This window comes from Chitinophaga horti (assembly GCF_022867795.2).
Lineage (GTDB): Bacteria > Bacteroidota > Bacteroidia > Chitinophagales > Chitinophagaceae > Chitinophaga > Chitinophaga horti.
In genome coordinates this window covers 2,706,060-2,724,946 of sequence record NZ_CP107006.1, presented here as the reverse complement: position 1 = coordinate 2,724,946, position 18,887 = coordinate 2,706,060, and the positions used below count along the sequence as shown (strand labels likewise).

Genomic DNA, 18,887 nt, shown 5'->3' with positions numbered 1-18,887 from the left:
GCTGCCCTGCAGGAGGACAGCTGTGACAAGTGTTGAATTTATTTAAGAATGTTCAGCGACGGAGCAACTGCATTAGCACCATCCAGTTTAGCACCGGCTTTCACCGCATCGGCGCCGCCGTTGTTCGTGATTTCGTAAATGTTCGCGGCACCGCCCTTCACACTAACAGGAATGTAAAATTTGCCGTTGTCAGCTGCGCTCAGGCTGAAAATGTCTACAAACCTCGCTTTAGGAATGTTCAGTTTTGTAACAGTTTTGTTATAGATGTCGATCTTGTGTAACTGACCTACGTTTTCTTTCAGCTGAGCCCAGTCACCGAGGTCGCTTTCCGCGATCACGTTGGCGTACACGATACCGTTACCGGCATACCAGGCATTCCAGATGCTGACAGGTGTGGTGAATTTCTCAGATACGTTGAACGCATAAGAATTATCATAGTCGCCATTTTTGATCTTTACGAATACACAAGGCGTGTTCGGAACGTCTTCCACGTTGGATGTCCACTGGTTGCTACGCAGGTTCCATTGGTAGATATCTCCTTTTTCATCTTTGAAAGAACCCTTTGTCCTGTAACCCGCAACGCTGCCTGCAGAGGCTTTGCTTACGATCGTTTTAGGATTGGTGAAGGAAGGATAATCGTACACGATGGTGATCAGCGAATCGGGGATATCGCCAAACAGGTCAGGATTAGTGTATTCGGCACCTACGTATGCTTTATTGCCCGAAACCGTTGCGCGGCACCAGGTAGGTTTGTATCCATCCACGTCTGGCATTTTAAACGTGCCGTAGCTCTCCACCTTGAAGGTCGCGATGTCGATGATCGCGTAGGGAGCACTGCCTGCATCGTTCGGGAAGTTCATCAGCAACAGGTCGTTCGTTTCGGTAAGGTCGGTGTACCTCGCGAAAGAGCCCGACATCACAGCTGCGGTAGAAATGGCACCCACTTTAGTGATCCCCGTTTCGGTAATCTCGTATTTTTCCAGGGTAGCTTCATCACCGTTGATAGCATACAGAAAACCGTCTTTTACCACGGCGTGATAGGCAACGCCTTCCACTCCTTTACCAACGGCAGAAATGGTGCCCGACATAATATCGGCTGTAGGTACCATATAATCGCTGCCGTCTACTTCCACACCCACAAAATATTTGATCAGATCGGGACCTTTGTCACCGCCATCATTTTTGTCGCATGCGGAGAAAAGCGTCGCCACAGACAGGCAAATCGCGCCTGTATAAAACCGTACTGTAGTTTTCATTTTTAATAGTATTTATATTTAGTTATTGGTTAGTCTGTATGTTGCTTTCAGGAAGCCCGCCCGCCCCGGCTTTTGCAGCAGGAAGTTGTCGTACGCCTGCGTATTCGTAAAATTGTTCAGGTCGAACGAGAGGCTCAGTGGCAGTTTGGCAAAGGTGTATCCCACACCAGCATCGAATACCAGCTGGCTAGGGATCTCTTTTTTGTTCTGGCTGCCGAGGCTTGGCCAGTTCAGGTAAAAGTTGTGCAGGTAATTGCCATGTACATACACGAACAATCTTGCTCCCTTCCTGAACACGTTGGGAATAGTGGCACTCGCACCCCCGTTACCCAACAGGTAAGGCGTATTGCGGAGGCGGTCGCGGTAAATGAGGTTCGGAACGCCATTGTCAAGCCGCTGATTGTTGCGGATATCGAGGTAGGTTGCGTTCGCATTTACTTTCAGCCAGTGCCCCAGGTCGTAGACAACTTCCATCTCCACGCCTTTGCCAAGCGTGCTGCCCACGTTAATGTACATGCCTTCGTCCCTGCCGGAAATATTATACAGGATCTGGTCTTTCGTATTCCTGTAAAACGCGCTCGTGGTAACGGTCAATCCATGCTGCCCGCCAAGTGACAATCTGCCCCAGGTTGCGCCCAGGTTTACATTAAGGCTTTGCTCCGGGTTGATGTTGGGATTGTTCACCACCAGGATGCCGTTACCTAATGCTTCGGTAGGTGAGGGGAGACGCGTGGCCTGTTCTATAGAGAATTTTACGAGTAGTTCCGATAGTATTCTATAAGATGCAGCCATACCTCCACCGAAGTTTGACTTTTTATTCTGTATGGGAACGGCCACCGCCTTCGACTCACCGTTTATCATCCGGTACTCGAGGTCGTTGGAGGTGGTGTAGAAATCATACCATTTAGCAAACGCGCTTACATACAATCGTTCGTCGAACTTTCTTGTTTCGAGCGATAAGCCGGCAAACTGGGTGTTGATATGTTGCGGCGCGATTAATGGTACGCGCATGGGTGACACATACGGATCTTTACCGCGCCGGCTCGTTCTCGAATTCAGATAGTTGAAGCCCAGCTTCAACTCGGCGGGCAGTTGATAAGTAACGTTTACGCGGTTAATCCAGGAATTTTCGTACATCGTAAAAAGCGATCGGCCATTACGCGCAATTTCGCCACCACCTTGCTGGTGCGGTGTCGTATGTCCTTTCCAGTTATAAAATGCCATCGCCGTATCTACCGTAGTGCCCTCACGGTCGGAGTAGCCCGAAAAAAGGCTCAGGTACAATCCTTTCGTAAACAGGTTTTGTTTTTGGTAGGAGAGATGCGGCATCAGGAATACTTCCTTGTAATGCAGGTTGCCATAGACCGTGGCCATCGTCTGGCCAGTCTGAATACCTTTTTCCTGCTTCGAGGCCAGCAGGCTGATAAAGAACTGGTCAGCCCATTTATTATTTACGAAACCTACATCGAGCTTGCCATTATATGTTTCGAAATGATCGTTAAAGCGTACGGCCGGATTTTCTTTTGTGAAATCCACCGAGTTGTAACCAGTAGATGCATCCGCATAATTCACTCCTTTACCCCATACTTTATAATCGTTATCGGAATAAGTGTAGAAGCCGGAAAAGCGCGTGGTGAAGTGGTTGGTCGGATGTGTGTACTGGCCATGCAATACCGCCTGGTGCGTATTGAAAGACCCATAACTGTAACTCGCCTCCAGGTACTTTTTGTTCTTGTTTTCCGTTACCACGTTGATGGCGCCACCAAGCGCATCCGATCCGAGGTCTGCCGGCACTACGCCTTTGTATACATCAATACGTTTGATCAGCGATACTGGGAGGTTGTTGATCGTGTAAGATGAACCAAAGTACGACATCGGTACGCCGTCTATAAAAAACGTGATGGCATTACCAGACATGCCGTTCAGCGAGTAGTTATATTTCGACCCCATGCCTGCTTCCTGCCGCACGCGTACGCCGGGTGTCCAGTCGAGCAACCGGTTAATCTGGATGCTTTGTGTTTGCAATTCACGCATCTCCACCGATTCAACGCTGTAGCCCGTTTCCTCTAGTTCCTGGGCTTTCGTTTTACCTATTACGGCCACTTCGCCCAGGTTGGATTTTCTTTCCTGCAATACGATCTTCAGTGGTGTAATCCCTTCTTTGTTGACCTGGAGCGGCGCTTCGTAAGTCGCAAATCCGATGTGTGCTACTACGAGCGTGTAATTGCCCGCGGGTGCTTTAAATTCAAATTGTCCCTTCGCATCGGTGGTGCCTCCAAACCCGGTTCCTTTTAATCGCACAGTAACATGAGAAACAAAATTTCCCGATTGCGTAAATACTTTTCCGCTTACGATTAATGATTGTGGTGACTGGGCGAAACTTGTAAAAGAAGAGAAAAATACAAGAGCGAAGAGAAGAGATAATAATCTAAAATTCAATGTATTGTAAAACAACTACGTAAATTTTAATCGCTATTTATACTAAGTGTAAATGCAAAACTATAATATTGCGGATATAAAAAATGACGCGAATTTGTGAACGACACGATTTATCCCCTGAACGACACTTCTCTTGCTGCACACAGGGCCGGCTGGTCGCTGCAACGCTTGTCGCCACATGTTAAGGAGGCGATTTACCAGACGGTGATTGTTTTTGTGCTGATGATATTTTTCTCCTTTTCGCTCGACGGATCGCAACACCAATCTTTGCAATCGCTGTTCAAGCCCTCTAAACTTGCTTTCTTCGCCAACTACCTCGCCGCGGCGATGATCATTAATTATGTACTGCTACCTATGTTCTACTACCGGAAACGAATGCTGCTTTTCGTGGCGGCACTGGCAGTACTGATCACGCTGGTGATCATGGTGGATGAATATGTGTTGGAGCAAATCTTTTTCCCCGACACGCGCGGCACTTATTTTCCCGGACTGGCCTTTACATTGGTAGAAACGCTGCCGATCATTATTATTATGGTGGCTTTCAAACTGGCCTGGGATTCCAACCACAAACAACGGGAGCTGGAGCGGCTGAAAAGCCTGATGAAGGAAAGTGAGATCGAGTTTCTGAAGTCACAGATCAATCCCCACTTCTTATTCAATAACCTGAACACGCTTTACGCCTACGCCATCGACCGGTCACCGAAAACACCCTCGATCATATTGGAACTGTCTGCCGTACTGCGATATATGTTGTACGAGTGCAAAACGGATTTCGTAGCGCTCACCACGGAAATACAACACCTCGAAAACTACGTGGCCCTAAATCAGCTGCAGATCGGCGAACGCGGAAAGATCCGTTTTTCGAAAGAGATCGAACACCTGACATTTACCATTCCGCCCATGGTGCTGATCGTTTTCGTAGAAAACGCTTTTAAGCATAGCGCGGGAAGCCAGGCCGGGAACATCGACATCGACGTGCAAGTGCGCGTGTCGGAACAAGGGCTGCTCACTTTTTCCTGCAGGAATAATTATTCGCAACACTATCCGTCCAGCGGTCTGGCAAAGGGAATCGGTCTAGAAAATGTGAAGAAGCGGCTGGACCTGCAATTCCGTAGTGAACATACACTCGATATACAGGACAATGGCCAGCTATTCGCCATCGAACTTACAATGCGTTTAAAAAAATTGGGAGAGGCATGAGAAGTATTATCATTGAAGACCAGGCGCCGGCGCAGCAGATATTGCAACGGTTTATCAGCAATACGGCACTCCTCAAACTGGAAAAAACGTTTTGCGATGCGATAGAAGCGAAAGCGTACCTGGCCGACCATCCGGTGGATCTCATCTTTTTAGATATCCATCTGCCGCGATTGTCGGGGATGGACTTCCTGCGCACGGTACAGGATTGTCCGTATGTAATCCTAACCACCGCTCATGCCGAGTTTGCGCTGGAGAGTTACCAGTTTAAAGTGGTGGATTATCTCCTGAAACCTTTTTCGTTCGAACGTTTCACGCAGGCGATCGATAAAGTAGCGGCCATGGCGCTTCCCGGCACGCCAACGGAAACAGGGGAGAAGGATGTGTATATCAAATCGGGGCACGGGCTGGTAAAGATCAATCGCGACGATATTATTTATATCAAATCAGATAACAGCTACACCGAAGTGTTCACTGCCGCTAACAAACATCTTACTTCGGGCTCGCTGAGGGATTGGATGACGAAGCTGGGTGAGGATTTCAAACAGGTGCATAAGTCGTATGTGATCAACTCCGGGCATCTGAAAAAGATCTCGCATAACAAGGTGTTCATGGCCAACCAGGTGATTCCCATCGGGCGCGCTTACAAAAAGGACTTTATGGAATCCGTCGCGAAGCTTACCGGGCCCTGATTATAAATTGTACCGGTGTTGTTATAAAACCTACCGTCCGGCCAGCTTACCAGTCATTATCTTTGACAAAAGATTTCGACTATGTGCGCTGTCTCCATTTCGAGGAAAGACTTTATCAGGAACTCCGCCATCGCTACGCTCGGCATGGGGCTTGCGCCCGCCTTACCTGTAACCGCTGCGAACGATAACTGCAACGCCGGCAATAGCCGCAAATGGAAAAACGTTCGCCTGGAAACCGGCTTCGAATACGAGGAAGGAGAGGTCGTAGCCACCAAAACGGAACTGTACTGTGTAGAAGTGACCAACGGCAAATTCACCGCCATCACCCCTAATGATCCGAAAGCAAATGCCATTGATGCTAAAGGCTGGCTGATGCTGCCCGTATTCAAAGACATGCACATTCACCTGGATAAAACCTTTTACGGCGGGCCCTGGAAATCGGTGAAGCGCAGGCAGGGCGGTGTAAAAGGTATGATCGCTATCGAGCAGCAAATACTGCCCGACATGCTGAAAACCTCCACAGCGCGGGCAGAAAAGCTGATCGAACTACTGCAGTCGCACGGCTCCGGCTTCGCAAGGAGTCACGTCAACATCGAACCCACCTCCAAACTGGATTCACTCAAAAACTTACAAAAAGCATTAGATAATAAGAAAGCCGGTTTCGGGGCAGAGCTGGTTGCCTTCCCGCAACACGGCCTGTATTACACAGCGTCCACGTCATGGATGAAAGAAGCCGCCCAAACGGATATCGACTTCATCGGCGGCGTTGATCCTTATTCGTTAGACGGCGATATCTCGAAGCCCATGGACTTCATCGTGCAACTTGCCCTCGATCACAATAAAGGCATCGACATCCACCTCCACGAATCCGGCGAATCCGGGCTTAAGACCGTCGAATACCTGATCGATCGTGTGAACGAAAACCCGGTGTTGAAGGGCAAAACGTTCTTAAGTCATTGTTTCGTACTCGGGAAACTCGATAAACCGCAACAGGAGGCTATTGCCGATAAACTTGCCCAGGCGGGCATCGGCATCGTGTCCACCATTCCTTTCGGCGGACTCACCATGCCCATTCCCACGCTTTACAAGTACGGCGTAAATGTGGCTACGGGCAACGACAGTATTATCGACCATTGGAATACTTTCGGTACGGGCAGCGTGCTGCAGAAGGCGAACCTTATGGTGCAACTATACGGCTATTCCACCGAATTTTTATTGAACCGTGCGCTCAAACTCGCTACCTATAACGTATTGCCGCTCGACGACAAAGGCGTTCGTCAATGGCCGGCTGCCGGACTGGAGGCTAGTGCTGTACTGATAGATGCCAGCTGCTCCGCCGAAGCAGTATCCCGCATGTCACCGGTGAAGTCGCTGGTGTATAAAGGTAACGTCGTGTATTAATGAAGTGTGATCTATGCTCCTTGTTGACCAAATCGTTTTGCCAACCTGGCTCAGCTTACCTTTCATGCTTTCCTCCAATGGGAGTGATGGGCCGAGCCCTTTTCAGAAGTGAACACGTTTCATTTTCCATTTACCCGTGTAATTATCCTGCGTAAAGCCACTTACGGTCGTACCTAAATGTAGTTTTATTTTTCGTTAATTTTAGCCCACACACATGGGCCATCAAAAAGATCATTTCCCGGTATTAAGCATGCAGGCGTTCAGCCAGGGCAAACCGCCTGACCGGGGCATCCTGTTTCATGAATTGCACGGCGAACGATTGATTGAAACGCCGCATAAACATGATTTCTTCATTGCCATGTTGTTCGAACAGGGCAGGGGCTCCCACACCATCGATTTCGTCGAACATTCACTGGCCGCCCGTCAGCTCCATCTCTTGTTCCCGGAACAAGTGCACGAGTGGGATATGAAGAAACAAACCGCCTGTCACCAACTGATGATCGGTCGCGCACCGTTCGAATACTTCCTGCCATCGCTACGGTTTTCCGCCGCCAGTTACCAGCGTCATCCCGTGATTTCACTGGATAGGCCAACTTTTCAAACCTTGCTGCTGGAGTTTCAGCAAGTACAGCTGCTGCTGGAAGCAAAAGAAGTTTTCTGGCCGCTTGTAAACGCCCGCTGTGCCACGATCGGCCTGCTCATCAGTCAGGCAGCGGAGTACCTCTTCAAGTCTGATGCCGTAACGCATCCCGTGTTATCGCGTTTCATCAGTCTCATCGACCAGCATTTCAAAGCACAACGCTCCGTGGCATTTTATGCCGGCGAGATCAATATAACGCCGAACTATCTCAATATGCTGTGCAATAAACACCTGCGCGTATCCGCCTCCTCGCTGCTGCAGGAGCGTGTAGTGTTGGAGGCCAAGCGGTTGCTAAAAGCTTCTGGTATGACCGTGAAAGAGATCGTATTTGAACTGGGTTTTTATGATCATGCGAATTTTTCCAAGTTCTTCAAAGCGCATACGGGAATGACGCCTTCGGAGTTTAAAGAGCTAAAATAATGGAACAACAGTTTGTAATCGAAGGCAGCAGCATACACGATATCGCTTCGTTCTACGAGGAGCTTAACCGCGTATTCATGTCCGGGGAGGACTGGCAACTTAGCGCAAGTCTCGACGCGTTCAACGACTTGTTGCCGAAGATGAGACTGACCGGTGGAGAACGACAGCCGTTTCCAACTAAATACTTTAAAGGGGATGTCGCCTACTGCTGGCCACATCCCCCTATCTATAGATGGTTACCTGGCCTTCATAATTTCCGCCAGTAACTCAAAAGATCTTAACCTGAATTGATGATCATGTGCGTTAGACACCACCATCAGTTCATCCACACCCGTTTCTGCCAGGAACTTATCCAGTTTCTGCGCTACCTGTGCTGTATCTCCCACAAAACAATATCTTAGAAGATCCTGGAACATCTGCTCCTGCAAGATGCGCTCTAAATCCGGCGTTAACGGTGCCGGTGGCTGTAATAGTTCAGATTTCCCCGTGAATACTCCCAGGAACATACGCACCAGTGATGTGAAATTATGTTGCGCATCCTCTTCCTTATCTGCCGCAATCACATTCACACCCGCAATAATGTACGGTTTATCCAATACTGCCGATGGCTGAAACTCCTTCCGGTACGTCGCGATCGCCTGGAGGAACATGCCCGTCGCAAAGTGACTGGCAAACGCGTACGGAAGTCCAAGTTTCGCCGCCAGATGTGCGCTATCCAGGCTCGAGCCCAGGATGTACAGCGGCACGCCTACACCTTCTGCCACCACCGCCCGTACAGACGATGCTGTGTTATCCTTCGAAAAGTATTGTTGTATCTGTTCAATCTCCCCCGGGAAATTATGTACCGCCCTCATCCTGTCGCTGCGGATCGCATGCGCCGTCGTTTGGTCCGTACCCGGCGCTCTGCCCAAGCCTAAGTCGATCCGGTTTGGATACAGCTGCGCCAGCGTACCGAATTGCTCCGCCACGATCAGCGGCGAGTGGTTAGGCAGCATAATGCCTCCAGAGCCCACCCGTATACTTTTAGTATTACCCGCGATGTGCCCGATCAGCACCGAAGTAGCTACACTTGCGATGTTCAGGAAGTTGTGGTGTTCTGCCAGCCAGAACCTTTTATAACCCCACTGCTCCGCCTTTTGCGCCAGCGCCACACTCTGTTGCAACGTCTTTTCAATACTCACCCCTTGTGATATCGTGGCCAGTTCCAGGAGAGACCACGCCACCTGTTTCTTTGATTGCTCCATGTCTATTTCTCTTCTTTTTTCAATGCCAAAGCGTTCATGCAATACCGTAACCCGCTGGGTGCAGGTCCGTCCGGGAACACATGTCCCAGGTGTGCATCGCAAGTGTTACAGATCGTTTCGATCCGCACCATGCCGTAGCTTTCATCTTTGATATACGCGATCGCATTCTCCGCGATCGGTTGTGTAAACGATGGCCAACCTGTGCCACTTTCAAACTTCTCGCTTCCGTCGAACAGTAACTCCCCACAGCATACGCAGGCATACTTACCCGGTTCGAACCGCGAACACATGTCAGAGCTATGCGCCCTTTCCGTGCCGTGTAAACGCGTGATCTTAAACTGATCCGGCGTTAGCACCTGCTGCCATTCCTCGTTCGTTTTTATCACCTTTTTGCCAGGTTGTGGGTTTCCTTTACTGGCAAACCCTACCACATCCGTCCATTTTAGCATAATCGATATCTTTTGTTGTGATCAATAATGTTTTGAAACAATCATTTCAAAACAAGGCAAAAAATACTATTTTGATAGTTGATGCAGGAAATATCCTGCCATCTTCCTGATTTTATCCGCATCTCTATGTACAATGTACGACTCGTACCAGCCCGTCAACATACTCATGAGGTAATCCGCCAGCATTGCCGGCTCCTCCGTATCCGGTATTTCACGTTGTTTGATCGACTTGTTCAGCAGCGTATACAGGAACTGGTAAGTATTTTCCCCGTCCTGCTTGAGTATCGCCTTAATCCGCTCGTCCTTATTCGCCACCTCGAACGCCGTTTTCACCGCCATGCAACCATTGGGTTCATTCGTAATGCTGGTCACCGCATCGTCAATATACTGTTTCAACGTTTGCAGGGGAGAAGCCGAGCTGTTCGCCCGCCGGCGCAAGTCCGCGTTACGGATTGCCGTATAGTGCCGGATGCACCTGACAAACAGTTCCTGTTTATCACCGATTGTGTTGTACAGGCTGCTGCTGTTGATCTTCATCGCATCCGTGAGGTCGCGCAACGACGTGCCGTTGTATCCTTTTTCCCAGAATACTTCCATAGCGTACTGTATAGCCTGGTCTTCGTTAAAAGCGACGTTGCGCGGCATGGTGTTTTTTATGCGAAGATAGGGGTTTTGAAACAAATGATTCAGAATGGGGTAACTTGATGGTAAGGCGGGGCTGTGTGCTTGAAATTTGGGGTGGGTTAGCGTCCCAGCGTGATCACAGAAACAAATTCAAATGCATTTAAAGCCGTATAGATCGTAGGATTTATACGGCTTTTGTCTTTTTAGCCTGAAAAGGTAAACCGTATCATTTCAATCTGAACGGTCGCAGAAGAAGTTACACATAAAAATATAAGTTAGTGTAACCTTTTTCTCTGAAGATTCCCGCTCAAAGTGTAGCTGGTAATAGCAGCGGTTGATTGCATACCGGCTGTTTTATATCGAGGGAACGGTGCCAATACATTTATTTTTGGTACCTTAATGGACGCAATATCATAAGAAAAACCGCTTCCTTCGTCAAAACCCCACTAATACCACACCTTACATGATTAATAGCCAAGAACAGTACCTGCTCGCTTCAATTGTTGAATCTTCGCAGGATTCCATCGTGACGATCGATCTCGACCGGGTCGTTACAAGTTGGAATAAAGGAGCCGAGAACCTGTATGGCTATACGGCGGACGAGGTTATTGGGCGCCCCTTAGCAATGGTGATGCTTCCGAAAGATGTAGCGGACCTGATTGATAAAGTCGACGATATTATTGATGAAATAACCGTTCCTGTTTATGAAACGGTAAGACTGCATAAAAGCGGGCGGGAGGTTGAAATGGAGATTTTTTTGTCCCCGGTGCGGGATGCATCGGGCCGCGTAAGGGGAGTGTCTACCATAGCCCGCGATATTTCAGCGCGTAAACTGCAGGAACTGCAGTATTGGGAAAAGCAAAAAATGTTTTTGCTCACACTTAGCGACAGTATTCGTTTGTTACGTGATACGCGGCGGATACAGCAGGTGGTTACAAAAGCTATGGTCGATTATTTTGATGTAACTGCCTGTTACTATTTACAGATCGGCGACGATAGCGATACTGTTACTGCTTTGGAAGGTTCTTCAAAGCATGACGCGCTGCAATTACCGCCGGGACTGAAGGTATCTGATTTCGGCGGATCCGTTTTTGCTGCTTATAATGAAGGAAGAACATTTTTTTATGAAGATATAGATACCGATCCTGCGTTCACAGAAGCAGAGAGGGCCTTGTATCGCACATTTAATGCCCGTGCCTCTATAGGGGTGCCTCTATTCAAAGACAGCCGTTTCGTCGCCCTGCTTGGTTTAACGAATGACGCCGCACGAAAATGGAGTGCTGAAGACATCGCTCTTATAAAAGAAACGGCCGAACGTACCTGGGCTGCAGTAGAACGTGCACAAGCCGAAGAAGCCCTGCGCCAGTCGCAGCTCCGGTTGCAGCTGATTACCGATCTTGTACCCGACCTGCTCTGGGATAGTGAGCCAGATGGTTCAACGAACTGGTATAATCATCGTTGGATGGAATATACAGGGCAGTCTCCTGAAGAAGCGCCGGGCTGGCGGTGGATCAATGCCATTCATGCCGACGACCGGGAAGCGTCTGCAAAGCGTTATCATGAAGCGGTAAAGAAGGGGGAAACGCTTCGTCAGGAGCATCGTATCCGCAGATATGATGGGGTATACCGGTGGTTTGTCGTTCATGTGTTTCCGCAGAAGAACGAAAGGGGGAGGTGGTGAAAATGTACGGTTCAGCAACCGATATTCATGAATCGCGGCTCAGGCTGGAAGCGCTGCGCGAATCGGAAGCACGCCTTCGCATACTGGCCGATGCCGTCCCGCATATTGTTTGGAGTAATTCGGCGGATGGTTTTGCCAATTACTTCAACGAGCGCTGGTATCGATATAGTGGCCTCAGTGAGGCCGCCTCCATGGGCCATGGTTGGGAAGCTATTGTGCATCCGGATGATGCCCCTCTGTCTAAATCCCAATGGCGTGAGGCTTTACTAACGGGAGAAGTTTTTGATACGGAATACAGGCTGCGGCGTTTCGATGGCGAGTACCGCTGGTTCATTGGCCGCAACGTGCCGCTGCACGATGAATCCGGAAAAGTGGTTGGCTGGTTTGGTTCAGCCACCGATATCCAGGACATGCGTACCGCCACCGAAGCCCTGCGCGCCAGCGAAGGTCGGCTGCGGGCGACCATGGACACTGCATTAGACTACGCGATCATTAATACAGATACCAGTGGTTTAGTGCTAAGTTGGAGTAAGGGAGCGGAGCATATTTTCCAGCGCACCGAATCAGAAATGCTGCATGAAACCGCAGACGTGATTTTTACACCGGAAGACAGGGCCGCCGGAGCGCCTGACGGCGAACGCACTACCGCCATGTCGGAAGGCGCTGCACTCGATGAACGATGGCATATCCGTAAAGATGGCAGCCGCTTTTATATGAGTGGCGTAATGCGCCCGGTTTACGATGGGATGAAGCTGCAGGGATTTTTAAAAGTAGCCCGCGATCTTACGGACAGGCAGGAGGCAGCAGAGGCCATGCGGATTAGTGAAGAGCGTTACCGTGCAGCGCTTCAGAGTGCGGATATGGCCGCCTGGGATTGGGATGTGCTCGCCGATGAAGTGGTATGGAATGATCAACATTTTCTCATTCTTGGTATCGCACCGGATGATAAACCCAGGAAGGCAGCATTTTTTCTAAGCTTCGTGCATCCCGGAGATACTGAACAGGTAACGGCAGCGTTAGTGAACGCTGCAGGGCATACAGGCGTTTACCAGGCGGAGTTCCGCATCGTACGGGCCGACAACCACCAGGTTCGGTGGATGAGTGGTTATGGCCGGGCGGTAGTACAAGACGAAAATGGCCGTGCCAAAAGGATGGTGGGGGTGATGTATGATATCACAGAACGGAAGCGCCTTGAGCACCAAAAAGACGAGTTTATTGGTGTTGCCAGCCATGAGCTGAAAACGCCGGTTACCAGCATGAAAGCATATGCTGAACTGATCCAGGAGAGACTGGAGGAGTTAGGAAACCGGTATGACAGCGACATGCTTTCGAAACTCAATAAGCAAATAGATAAGCTCACGAAACTAATTAACACCTTATTGGATACGACTAAGATTTCTGAAGGACAATTACGGTTTGAACCTGAAGAGGTAGACCTGAATGAACTAATAAAAGAGCGGGTCGAAGAAATTCAAAGAACAACCAGTCACACGTTTAAATTACAAACAGGGGATGGGAAAAACGTATACGCCGACCGCGAGCGTATCGGGCAAGTCATTACTAATTTGTTAGCCAACGCTATAAAGTACTCGCCAAAAGAAACCATCATAACGGTAACAAGCCGTGTGGAAGACCAGGCCATCAAAGTGAGCATAAAAGATGAGGGACCTGGTATACCTGAAGCTGATGTTACACGGATATTTGAACGATTTTACCGGGTTACCGCCAACAATATGGATGCGCATACCGGTTTGGGGCTGGGCCTGTATATAAGTGCGCAGATCATTCAAAAACATGGTGGCAGCTTTTCGGTACAAAGTAAAGTAGGCGAGGGTTCCATTTTTTCCTTTACAATACCTTTGTACCGGGTGTCGCCCGGCGTTAACAAGCAAACCATGTAGTAAGACGTGCCGGGCCGAAAATGAAAAGTGCCGGAGGTTTTCCTGCACTGGTCGATACAGATCTGTCACTACCGCTAGTGGTTTTGGGCCTCTGAAAAAATAATAAAACTTTTGTGCAAGTTTCGGGCTCTAAACTAAGTCTATATTGCTCTTCCCGTCCCCCCAATCACCCTCCTCAACCTCCCCTCATGCTCATCCCCCCACATCCCTAACGCCCCGATCACCGGCACCAACGTCCGGCCAAAATCCGTCAGTTCATACTCCACCTTCGGCGGTACCACGGGGTAAATAGTCTTACAGATCAACTCATGCTCTTCCAGTTCTTTCAGTTGCACATTTAACACCCGGCGCGATGCATCGGGGATCTTCCGTTGCAATTCGCTTGGCCGCTTATGGCCCTGGCTGATAAACCATAACAGGCGCATTTTCCACTTGCCGTATAATACTTCGCCAATCAGGTCCAGGCCGCAGTTCAGGTTCAAGGGTATCTTTCGTTCACGCATATACCAAAAATACCGCATTGCTCGGAATAGGGCAATAGGGATAATTTTATCCCTATGGGAATCGGTTCTCCGTACTTGTCTGAAACTAACGTACGGCGCAATTTTGCATAAAAGAAACGATATGACAACAAACGAACTGGAAGGAAAGATTGCGCTTGTAACAGGCGGTACGAAGGGCACAGGGAAGGCGATTGCAGACAGGTTAGCCGCCGCTGGTGCTACGGTGATCACTACGGCGAGAAACAAGCCGGAAGAAACAGCTGCGCATTTCATAGCAGCTGATCTCAGCACGCCGGAAGGCACACAGAAGGTGGTAACGGAGATCCTGGCCACGTACGGACAGCTGGATATCCTGGTCAACAACCTCGGCAGCTCAGAAACGCCAGGCGGTGGTTTTGCAGTGTTGAGCGACGAGGATTGGGAAAATACGATCCGCACGAATTTGCTGGCGCCTGTTCGGCTGGACAGGGCATTGCTGCCGCAGATGATTGCGCGTAAAACAGGGGTGATCGTCCACATCGCCTCCATACAAGCGAGGTTGCCGCTTTACGATTCCACTTTGCCGTATGCGGCGGCCAAAGCGGGATTGGTTAATTACAGCAAAAGTCTGTCGAACGAAGTAGCGCCTGAAGGGGTGCGTGTGCTGACGGTTTCGCCGGGCTGGATCATGACTACGGCTTCGGTGCGAATGATGGAACGGATCGCAGCAAGCTCGAATACAACGGTCGAACAGGCGGGGCAAAGTGTGATGGATGCACTGGGTGGCATTCCGTTCGGCAGGGCGGCACAGCCGGAGGAGGTGGCTGAACTGGTCGGCTTCTTGGTGTCGCCGAGGGCGGGGTATTTAACGGGGACAGAGTATGTCATCGACGGAGGAACTATTCCAACAATCTAAAATAGACAGATATGAACTTACCAAAAGTAATAGCAGACTTAGTACAGGCACAGGCAGATTTCGATGCAGCAGCGTATGCAGCCAATTTCTCAGAAACTGCTGTTGTATACGATGAAGGCAAAACGCACAAGGGCAGGAGAGAGATACAGCAGTGGATCGCGGCAGCTAACGAGGAATATAAAGCGGTGATGAAACCGATCAATTATCAGAACGAAATTCTCTCGGCGGAAATCTCAGGAACTTTTCCGGGGAGCCCGATCGTATTGCAATATCATTTCGAACTGGAAGACGGGTTCATCAGCTCCCTCAAAATCACGGGCTAACGAAAGTAACGGGCTGACCAGCAATAATGGTCAGCCCGTTATTTGTTATTCAATACCCCACTGCCTGTTCGGCACAGCCCCCATCTCCAGCGTCAACTTCCCGCCCTTCAATAACTCACTTGCAGGGAAACGGAACGACTGTAGCGGCCTGCCATTCAGCACAGCGCGTTGTACGTACTTATTATGTTTCGACACATGGCGTGCCTCGATGATAAACTGTTTACCACGACCGTATTGCCCGCCGAGATCGATCGTTACTTTGGGATACAGTGGACTGGCGATTTCATACACCGGGTTCACACTACAGCCACCGTCTGTTTGGAACAGCCCAAGGGCGGCCATGATGAACCAGGCACTCATCTGGCCCTGGTCTTCATCTCCCAGGTAAGCGTTCGCCTCGCCGGTGCCGTAATAGCGGTCGATGATCGAGCGGCTCCATTGCTGCGTGAGCCAGGGGCGTTTCACCCAGTTGAACAGGAACGCAAAGTGCATGGATTGCTGGTTGCCCTGTATAACGGGGTAATCCCAGTACTGATCGCCGGGTGCGTTGTAACGCAGTTTTTCGCTTTCTGTAAAACCCCAGGAGAGCCGGTCGATAAAGCGGTTTTCGCCAATAACACCTGCCAGCGCTGGCACGTCCTGCGGCACGAAGTAGGTGAGCTGCCAGGCGTTGCCTTCTACATAATGTTCGTTGGCGCCGGACTTGAACGGGTCGAAGTCTGGCATCCAGGAGCCGTCGGATTTCCGGAGCCTGGCATAACCGGTAGTGGTGTCGATGGCGTTGCGCCAGTAGTTGCCGCGTGCAGAGAATAACTTTTCGTCTTCCTGCTTGCCGAGTGCTTTCGCCATCTGCGATACGGTCCAGTCGTCGTAGGCGTATTCGAGGGTGTTGGAAAATCGTCCTTTATCGTAGGGAACGAACTGGTGTTGCAGGTAAGTCACCAGGTCGCGGTTGCCTGCATAACCCAGGCCCACCTTGGATGGAGGCGTGGTTTGCATCTTCTTCATGGCGGCAAAGGCTTTCTGCGCATCGAAGTCTCTTATGCCCATCTGGTAGGCACCAACGATGAGCGGAATCTCATGTTCCGCCACCATCACCGGCACGTAGTTCATCCCGGCCGGACCTTTTGCCAGCCAGCCATTGGCCTCGTACATGGCGAGTTGCGATTTCACCCAACGGGATGACCACTCCGGCGTCACTAAGTTCCAGAACTGGTTCAGGTTCCAGAAAGTATTCCAGAAGGCGTCGCAACCCAATGCCAGCGCTTGCGGGTCTTTGAGTTGCTGTACCTTTTGAAACGCATCTACCCATTTACCATCCACATCGCTCCAGGTATTACGGCTGGCCAGGGCACGGTACATATTGCTGTAAAAACGCACCTTCTCGCGTTGATCGTTCGTTTCAATTTTCAGGCGGGCCAGCAACACATTCCACGCATCCATCTGCGCCTCCTGCACGCGATCGAAGCTCCATGCGAAAGGTCGGGTGATTTCCTGTTCCAGGTTCAGTGCAGCATTCTCCAGGCTCACGAGGGAAATGCCTGTCCGCACCTGCACCACGTTATTCCCGCGGGTGTCGAATTCCACGAATGCTCCCGCGTCCTTTACAGGGCCGGAGGAAACAATGTCGTTATCGCTCACCTGTCCGTTCGTCCAGGTACCGAATTTTGTGATCGGCCTGTCAAACTCCATCACGAAGTGTACTTTATAATCCTGGTTTACATCGCCAGACCATGCATTGGCCGTGAACTGGCGGCTCACGCCTTCGATACGCCGGTCGCTCACTTTACGAAGTGTCACATCTTTCAAATCATAATGATATTCGGCAGGAATGCGCAAGTCGATCATGATCCGGGAATCAGTCGCCTTCGGATACGTGTAACGTTGAAAGCTACAGCGCGTCGTCGCCGTTAGTTCTGCTTTGATATTGTAATCCTGCAGCACTACTTCGTAGGATCCGAGGGGTGCTTTTTCGGTTGATTTGTCGATCTGCGAGCGATAGCCGTCCCCTTCACTACGTTGTCCGCCTACTTTGATCTTCAGCGGACCGTTCACCGGCAACGTGCCCAGGCCCGCCATCGTCCATTCATGGATGTGACTAAACGTGCCCACACTTTCATAGATCGGATCATAGCCCGCCTGCCATCCTGCGTCCTGGTTGTCGGGACTCAGCTTCACCATGCCAAAGGGCATCCAGGGGCCGGGAGCGATCATCCAGCGCGAATGCGCCACGCCCATCTTCGTGTCTATATAATGGGCCGGCGTTTGCTTTCGCTGTGGCGCACGATTCACCTTTCCGCTTTGCAGCAGTACGCCATCAGCATAAATACCATAACGGCTTTGTTTCGCAGATTTAACAGCCGGCATAGGCACTTCGAATACATAACCTGCGGTGTCGAGGCGCTGACTGAATACCTGTTTCCCGTCGAGTTTTACCAGCAGCGTGGGTTTGCCACCCAGGTGCTCCACCTGTACCAGTAAGGGTTGCGTTTGTGCGATCTCGTATGGCGCGGGCATTATCTTTCTTATAAAAATTTTATTAGGGTGGATGAGTTTCACGCCAGCCGGGCCGCTCAGCTTTACCTGGTCAAATACCAGCCAGCTGCCTTCTAAAACGGTAAATGCGACTTCGTTCCCCCCTTGCTTCAACAGGCGGGCGGGGATCGGCATCTCGATGACATACTCCGTTGCACCGGTCATATCGCCCGTAACAGTGTTATCACCCGGCTTCTGTGGCAGCTTTTCGACAAACGTTTTCCCGTTCACCGTCATCTTCAGCCAGGGTGGAGATTGATGCTGGTAACCCAGAAGATCGATCGCCAGTTTGTAGTCGCCTTCAGGTGGTGTGTTTTCGAGTCCGAACAGTACGTTCGCATGATGCGTGCGGATGCCGGCAGTAGGACTTGTGCCGCCCCAGGCGTCTTTGGGGCCGGGCAGCACATAGGGCCAGTCTTTGTCGGGTGTACTATGCCCTACCAGGTAAAACCGGTCCTCCCAGCCAAAGTCTTTCTGAAGGAAATCTTTATAGCCGCCGGGAGCGAGCGCCATGTCTTTACTGGAGTTGTCGTTTTTTCCGATCTCCCAGATCGTTTGCTGGGCGTGGGTGATGAGCGGTGCTGCCAGGATAGTGGCGAGTAATAAGCTGCGTTTGAGGATCTGCATGAGACGTGGTTGAATGCCCCCAACTTACGGAATATGTTCAGACATTCAAACAATGTGTTG

General features: G+C 50.3%; 15 protein-coding genes. 8 read left to right on the top strand and 7 right to left on the bottom strand.

All coding sequences use genetic code 11. From position 1 onward, the window contains the following. Positions 1-38: 38 nt before the first annotated feature. Both MKQ68_RS10935 and MKQ68_RS10930 read right to left on the bottom strand, forming a co-directional pair. On the bottom strand, positions 39-1,256 hold the full coding sequence (locus tag MKQ68_RS10935) for a DUF4374 domain-containing protein (protein ID WP_264283330.1): 1,218 nt from the start codon (positions 1,254-1,256) through the stop codon (positions 39-41). Positions 1,257-1,274: 18 nt separating this feature from the next. Further along, entirely contained in the window at positions 1,275-3,557 is a 2,283-nt protein-coding gene (locus MKQ68_RS10930) for a TonB-dependent receptor (protein ID WP_264283329.1), read from the bottom strand. A gap of 234 nt (positions 3,558-3,791) precedes the next feature. Between MKQ68_RS10930 and MKQ68_RS10925 the strand changes: the two genes are divergently transcribed. The 4 genes from MKQ68_RS10925 (at position 3,792) to MKQ68_RS10910 (ending at position 8,045) form a co-directional block, all read left to right on the top strand. Further along, positions 3,792-4,895 carry a sensor histidine kinase gene (locus MKQ68_RS10925; RefSeq protein WP_264283328.1) on the top strand — a complete coding sequence of 368 codons (1,104 nt, stop codon included), beginning with the start codon at positions 3,792-3,794 and terminating at the stop codon, positions 4,893-4,895. After that, on the top strand, positions 4,892-5,584 hold the full coding sequence (locus tag MKQ68_RS10920) for a LytR/AlgR family response regulator transcription factor (RefSeq protein ID WP_244838635.1): 693 nt from the start codon (positions 4,892-4,894) through the stop codon (positions 5,582-5,584). Before MKQ68_RS10925 ends, MKQ68_RS10920 begins: the two co-directional genes overlap by 4 nt. Positions 5,585-5,665: 81 nt before the next feature. Next, complete coding sequence (locus tag MKQ68_RS10915) at positions 5,666-6,985, top strand: amidohydrolase (protein WP_264283327.1); 1,320 nt, start codon at positions 5,666-5,668, stop codon at positions 6,983-6,985. Positions 6,986-7,199: 214 nt separating this feature from the next. Then, positions 7,200-8,045, top strand: a complete 846-nt coding sequence (locus MKQ68_RS10910; RefSeq protein WP_264283326.1) for a helix-turn-helix domain-containing protein — start codon at positions 7,200-7,202, stop codon at positions 8,043-8,045. Between the two features lie 236 nt (positions 8,046-8,281). Here MKQ68_RS10910 and MKQ68_RS10905 read toward each other — a convergent pair whose 3' ends face one another. The 3 genes from MKQ68_RS10905 to MKQ68_RS10895 form a co-directional block, all read right to left on the bottom strand. Further along, complete coding sequence (locus tag MKQ68_RS10905; RefSeq protein WP_264283325.1) at positions 8,282-9,289, bottom strand: LLM class flavin-dependent oxidoreductase; 1,008 nt, start codon at positions 9,287-9,289, stop codon at positions 8,282-8,284. Between the two features lie 2 nt (positions 9,290-9,291). Continuing rightward, on the bottom strand, positions 9,292-9,738 hold the full coding sequence (gene msrB, locus MKQ68_RS10900; RefSeq protein ID WP_244838650.1) for a peptide-methionine (R)-S-oxide reductase MsrB: 447 nt from the start codon (positions 9,736-9,738) through the stop codon (positions 9,292-9,294). 66 nt (positions 9,739-9,804) lie between these two features. After that, on the bottom strand, positions 9,805-10,383 hold the full coding sequence (locus MKQ68_RS10895) for a TetR/AcrR family transcriptional regulator (RefSeq protein ID WP_264283324.1): 579 nt from the start codon (positions 10,381-10,383) through the stop codon (positions 9,805-9,807). Between the two features lie 442 nt (positions 10,384-10,825). Between MKQ68_RS10895 and MKQ68_RS10890 the strand changes: the two genes are divergently transcribed. After that, positions 10,826-12,043 carry a PAS domain S-box protein gene (locus MKQ68_RS10890; RefSeq protein ID WP_264283323.1) on the top strand — a complete coding sequence of 406 codons (1,218 nt, stop codon included), beginning with the start codon at positions 10,826-10,828 and terminating at the stop codon, positions 12,041-12,043. A 2-nt stretch (positions 12,044-12,045) separates the two neighbouring features. Continuing rightward, positions 12,046-13,944, top strand: coding sequence for a PAS domain-containing sensor histidine kinase (locus MKQ68_RS10885; protein WP_264283322.1), 1,899 nt, complete (start codon positions 12,046-12,048; stop codon positions 13,942-13,944). Positions 13,945-14,084: 140 nt separating this feature from the next. On the opposite strand, the gene MKQ68_RS10880 is transcribed toward MKQ68_RS10885, so the two are convergent. Then, positions 14,085-14,447 carry a winged helix-turn-helix transcriptional regulator gene (locus MKQ68_RS10880; protein ID WP_244838664.1) on the bottom strand — a complete coding sequence of 121 codons (363 nt, stop codon included), beginning with the start codon at positions 14,445-14,447 and terminating at the stop codon, positions 14,085-14,087. 121 nt (positions 14,448-14,568) lie between these two features. Here MKQ68_RS10880 and MKQ68_RS10875 point away from each other — a divergent pair, with 121 nt between their 5' ends. Beyond that, positions 14,569-15,342: an SDR family oxidoreductase gene (locus tag MKQ68_RS10875; RefSeq protein WP_264283321.1), complete on the top strand. Its 774-nt coding sequence runs from the start codon at positions 14,569-14,571 to the stop codon at positions 15,340-15,342. 11 nt (positions 15,343-15,353) lie between these two features. Beyond that, a complete protein-coding gene (locus tag MKQ68_RS10870) occupies positions 15,354-15,665 on the top strand; it encodes a nuclear transport factor 2 family protein (RefSeq protein ID WP_244838673.1) in 312 nt (103 codons plus the stop codon). A gap of 45 nt (positions 15,666-15,710) precedes the next feature. On the opposite strand, the gene MKQ68_RS10865 is transcribed toward MKQ68_RS10870, so the two are convergent. Next, positions 15,711-18,827: a GH92 family glycosyl hydrolase gene (locus MKQ68_RS10865; protein ID WP_264283320.1), complete on the bottom strand. Its 3,117-nt coding sequence runs from the start codon at positions 18,825-18,827 to the stop codon at positions 15,711-15,713. Between the last annotated feature and the right edge of the window lie 60 nt (positions 18,828-18,887).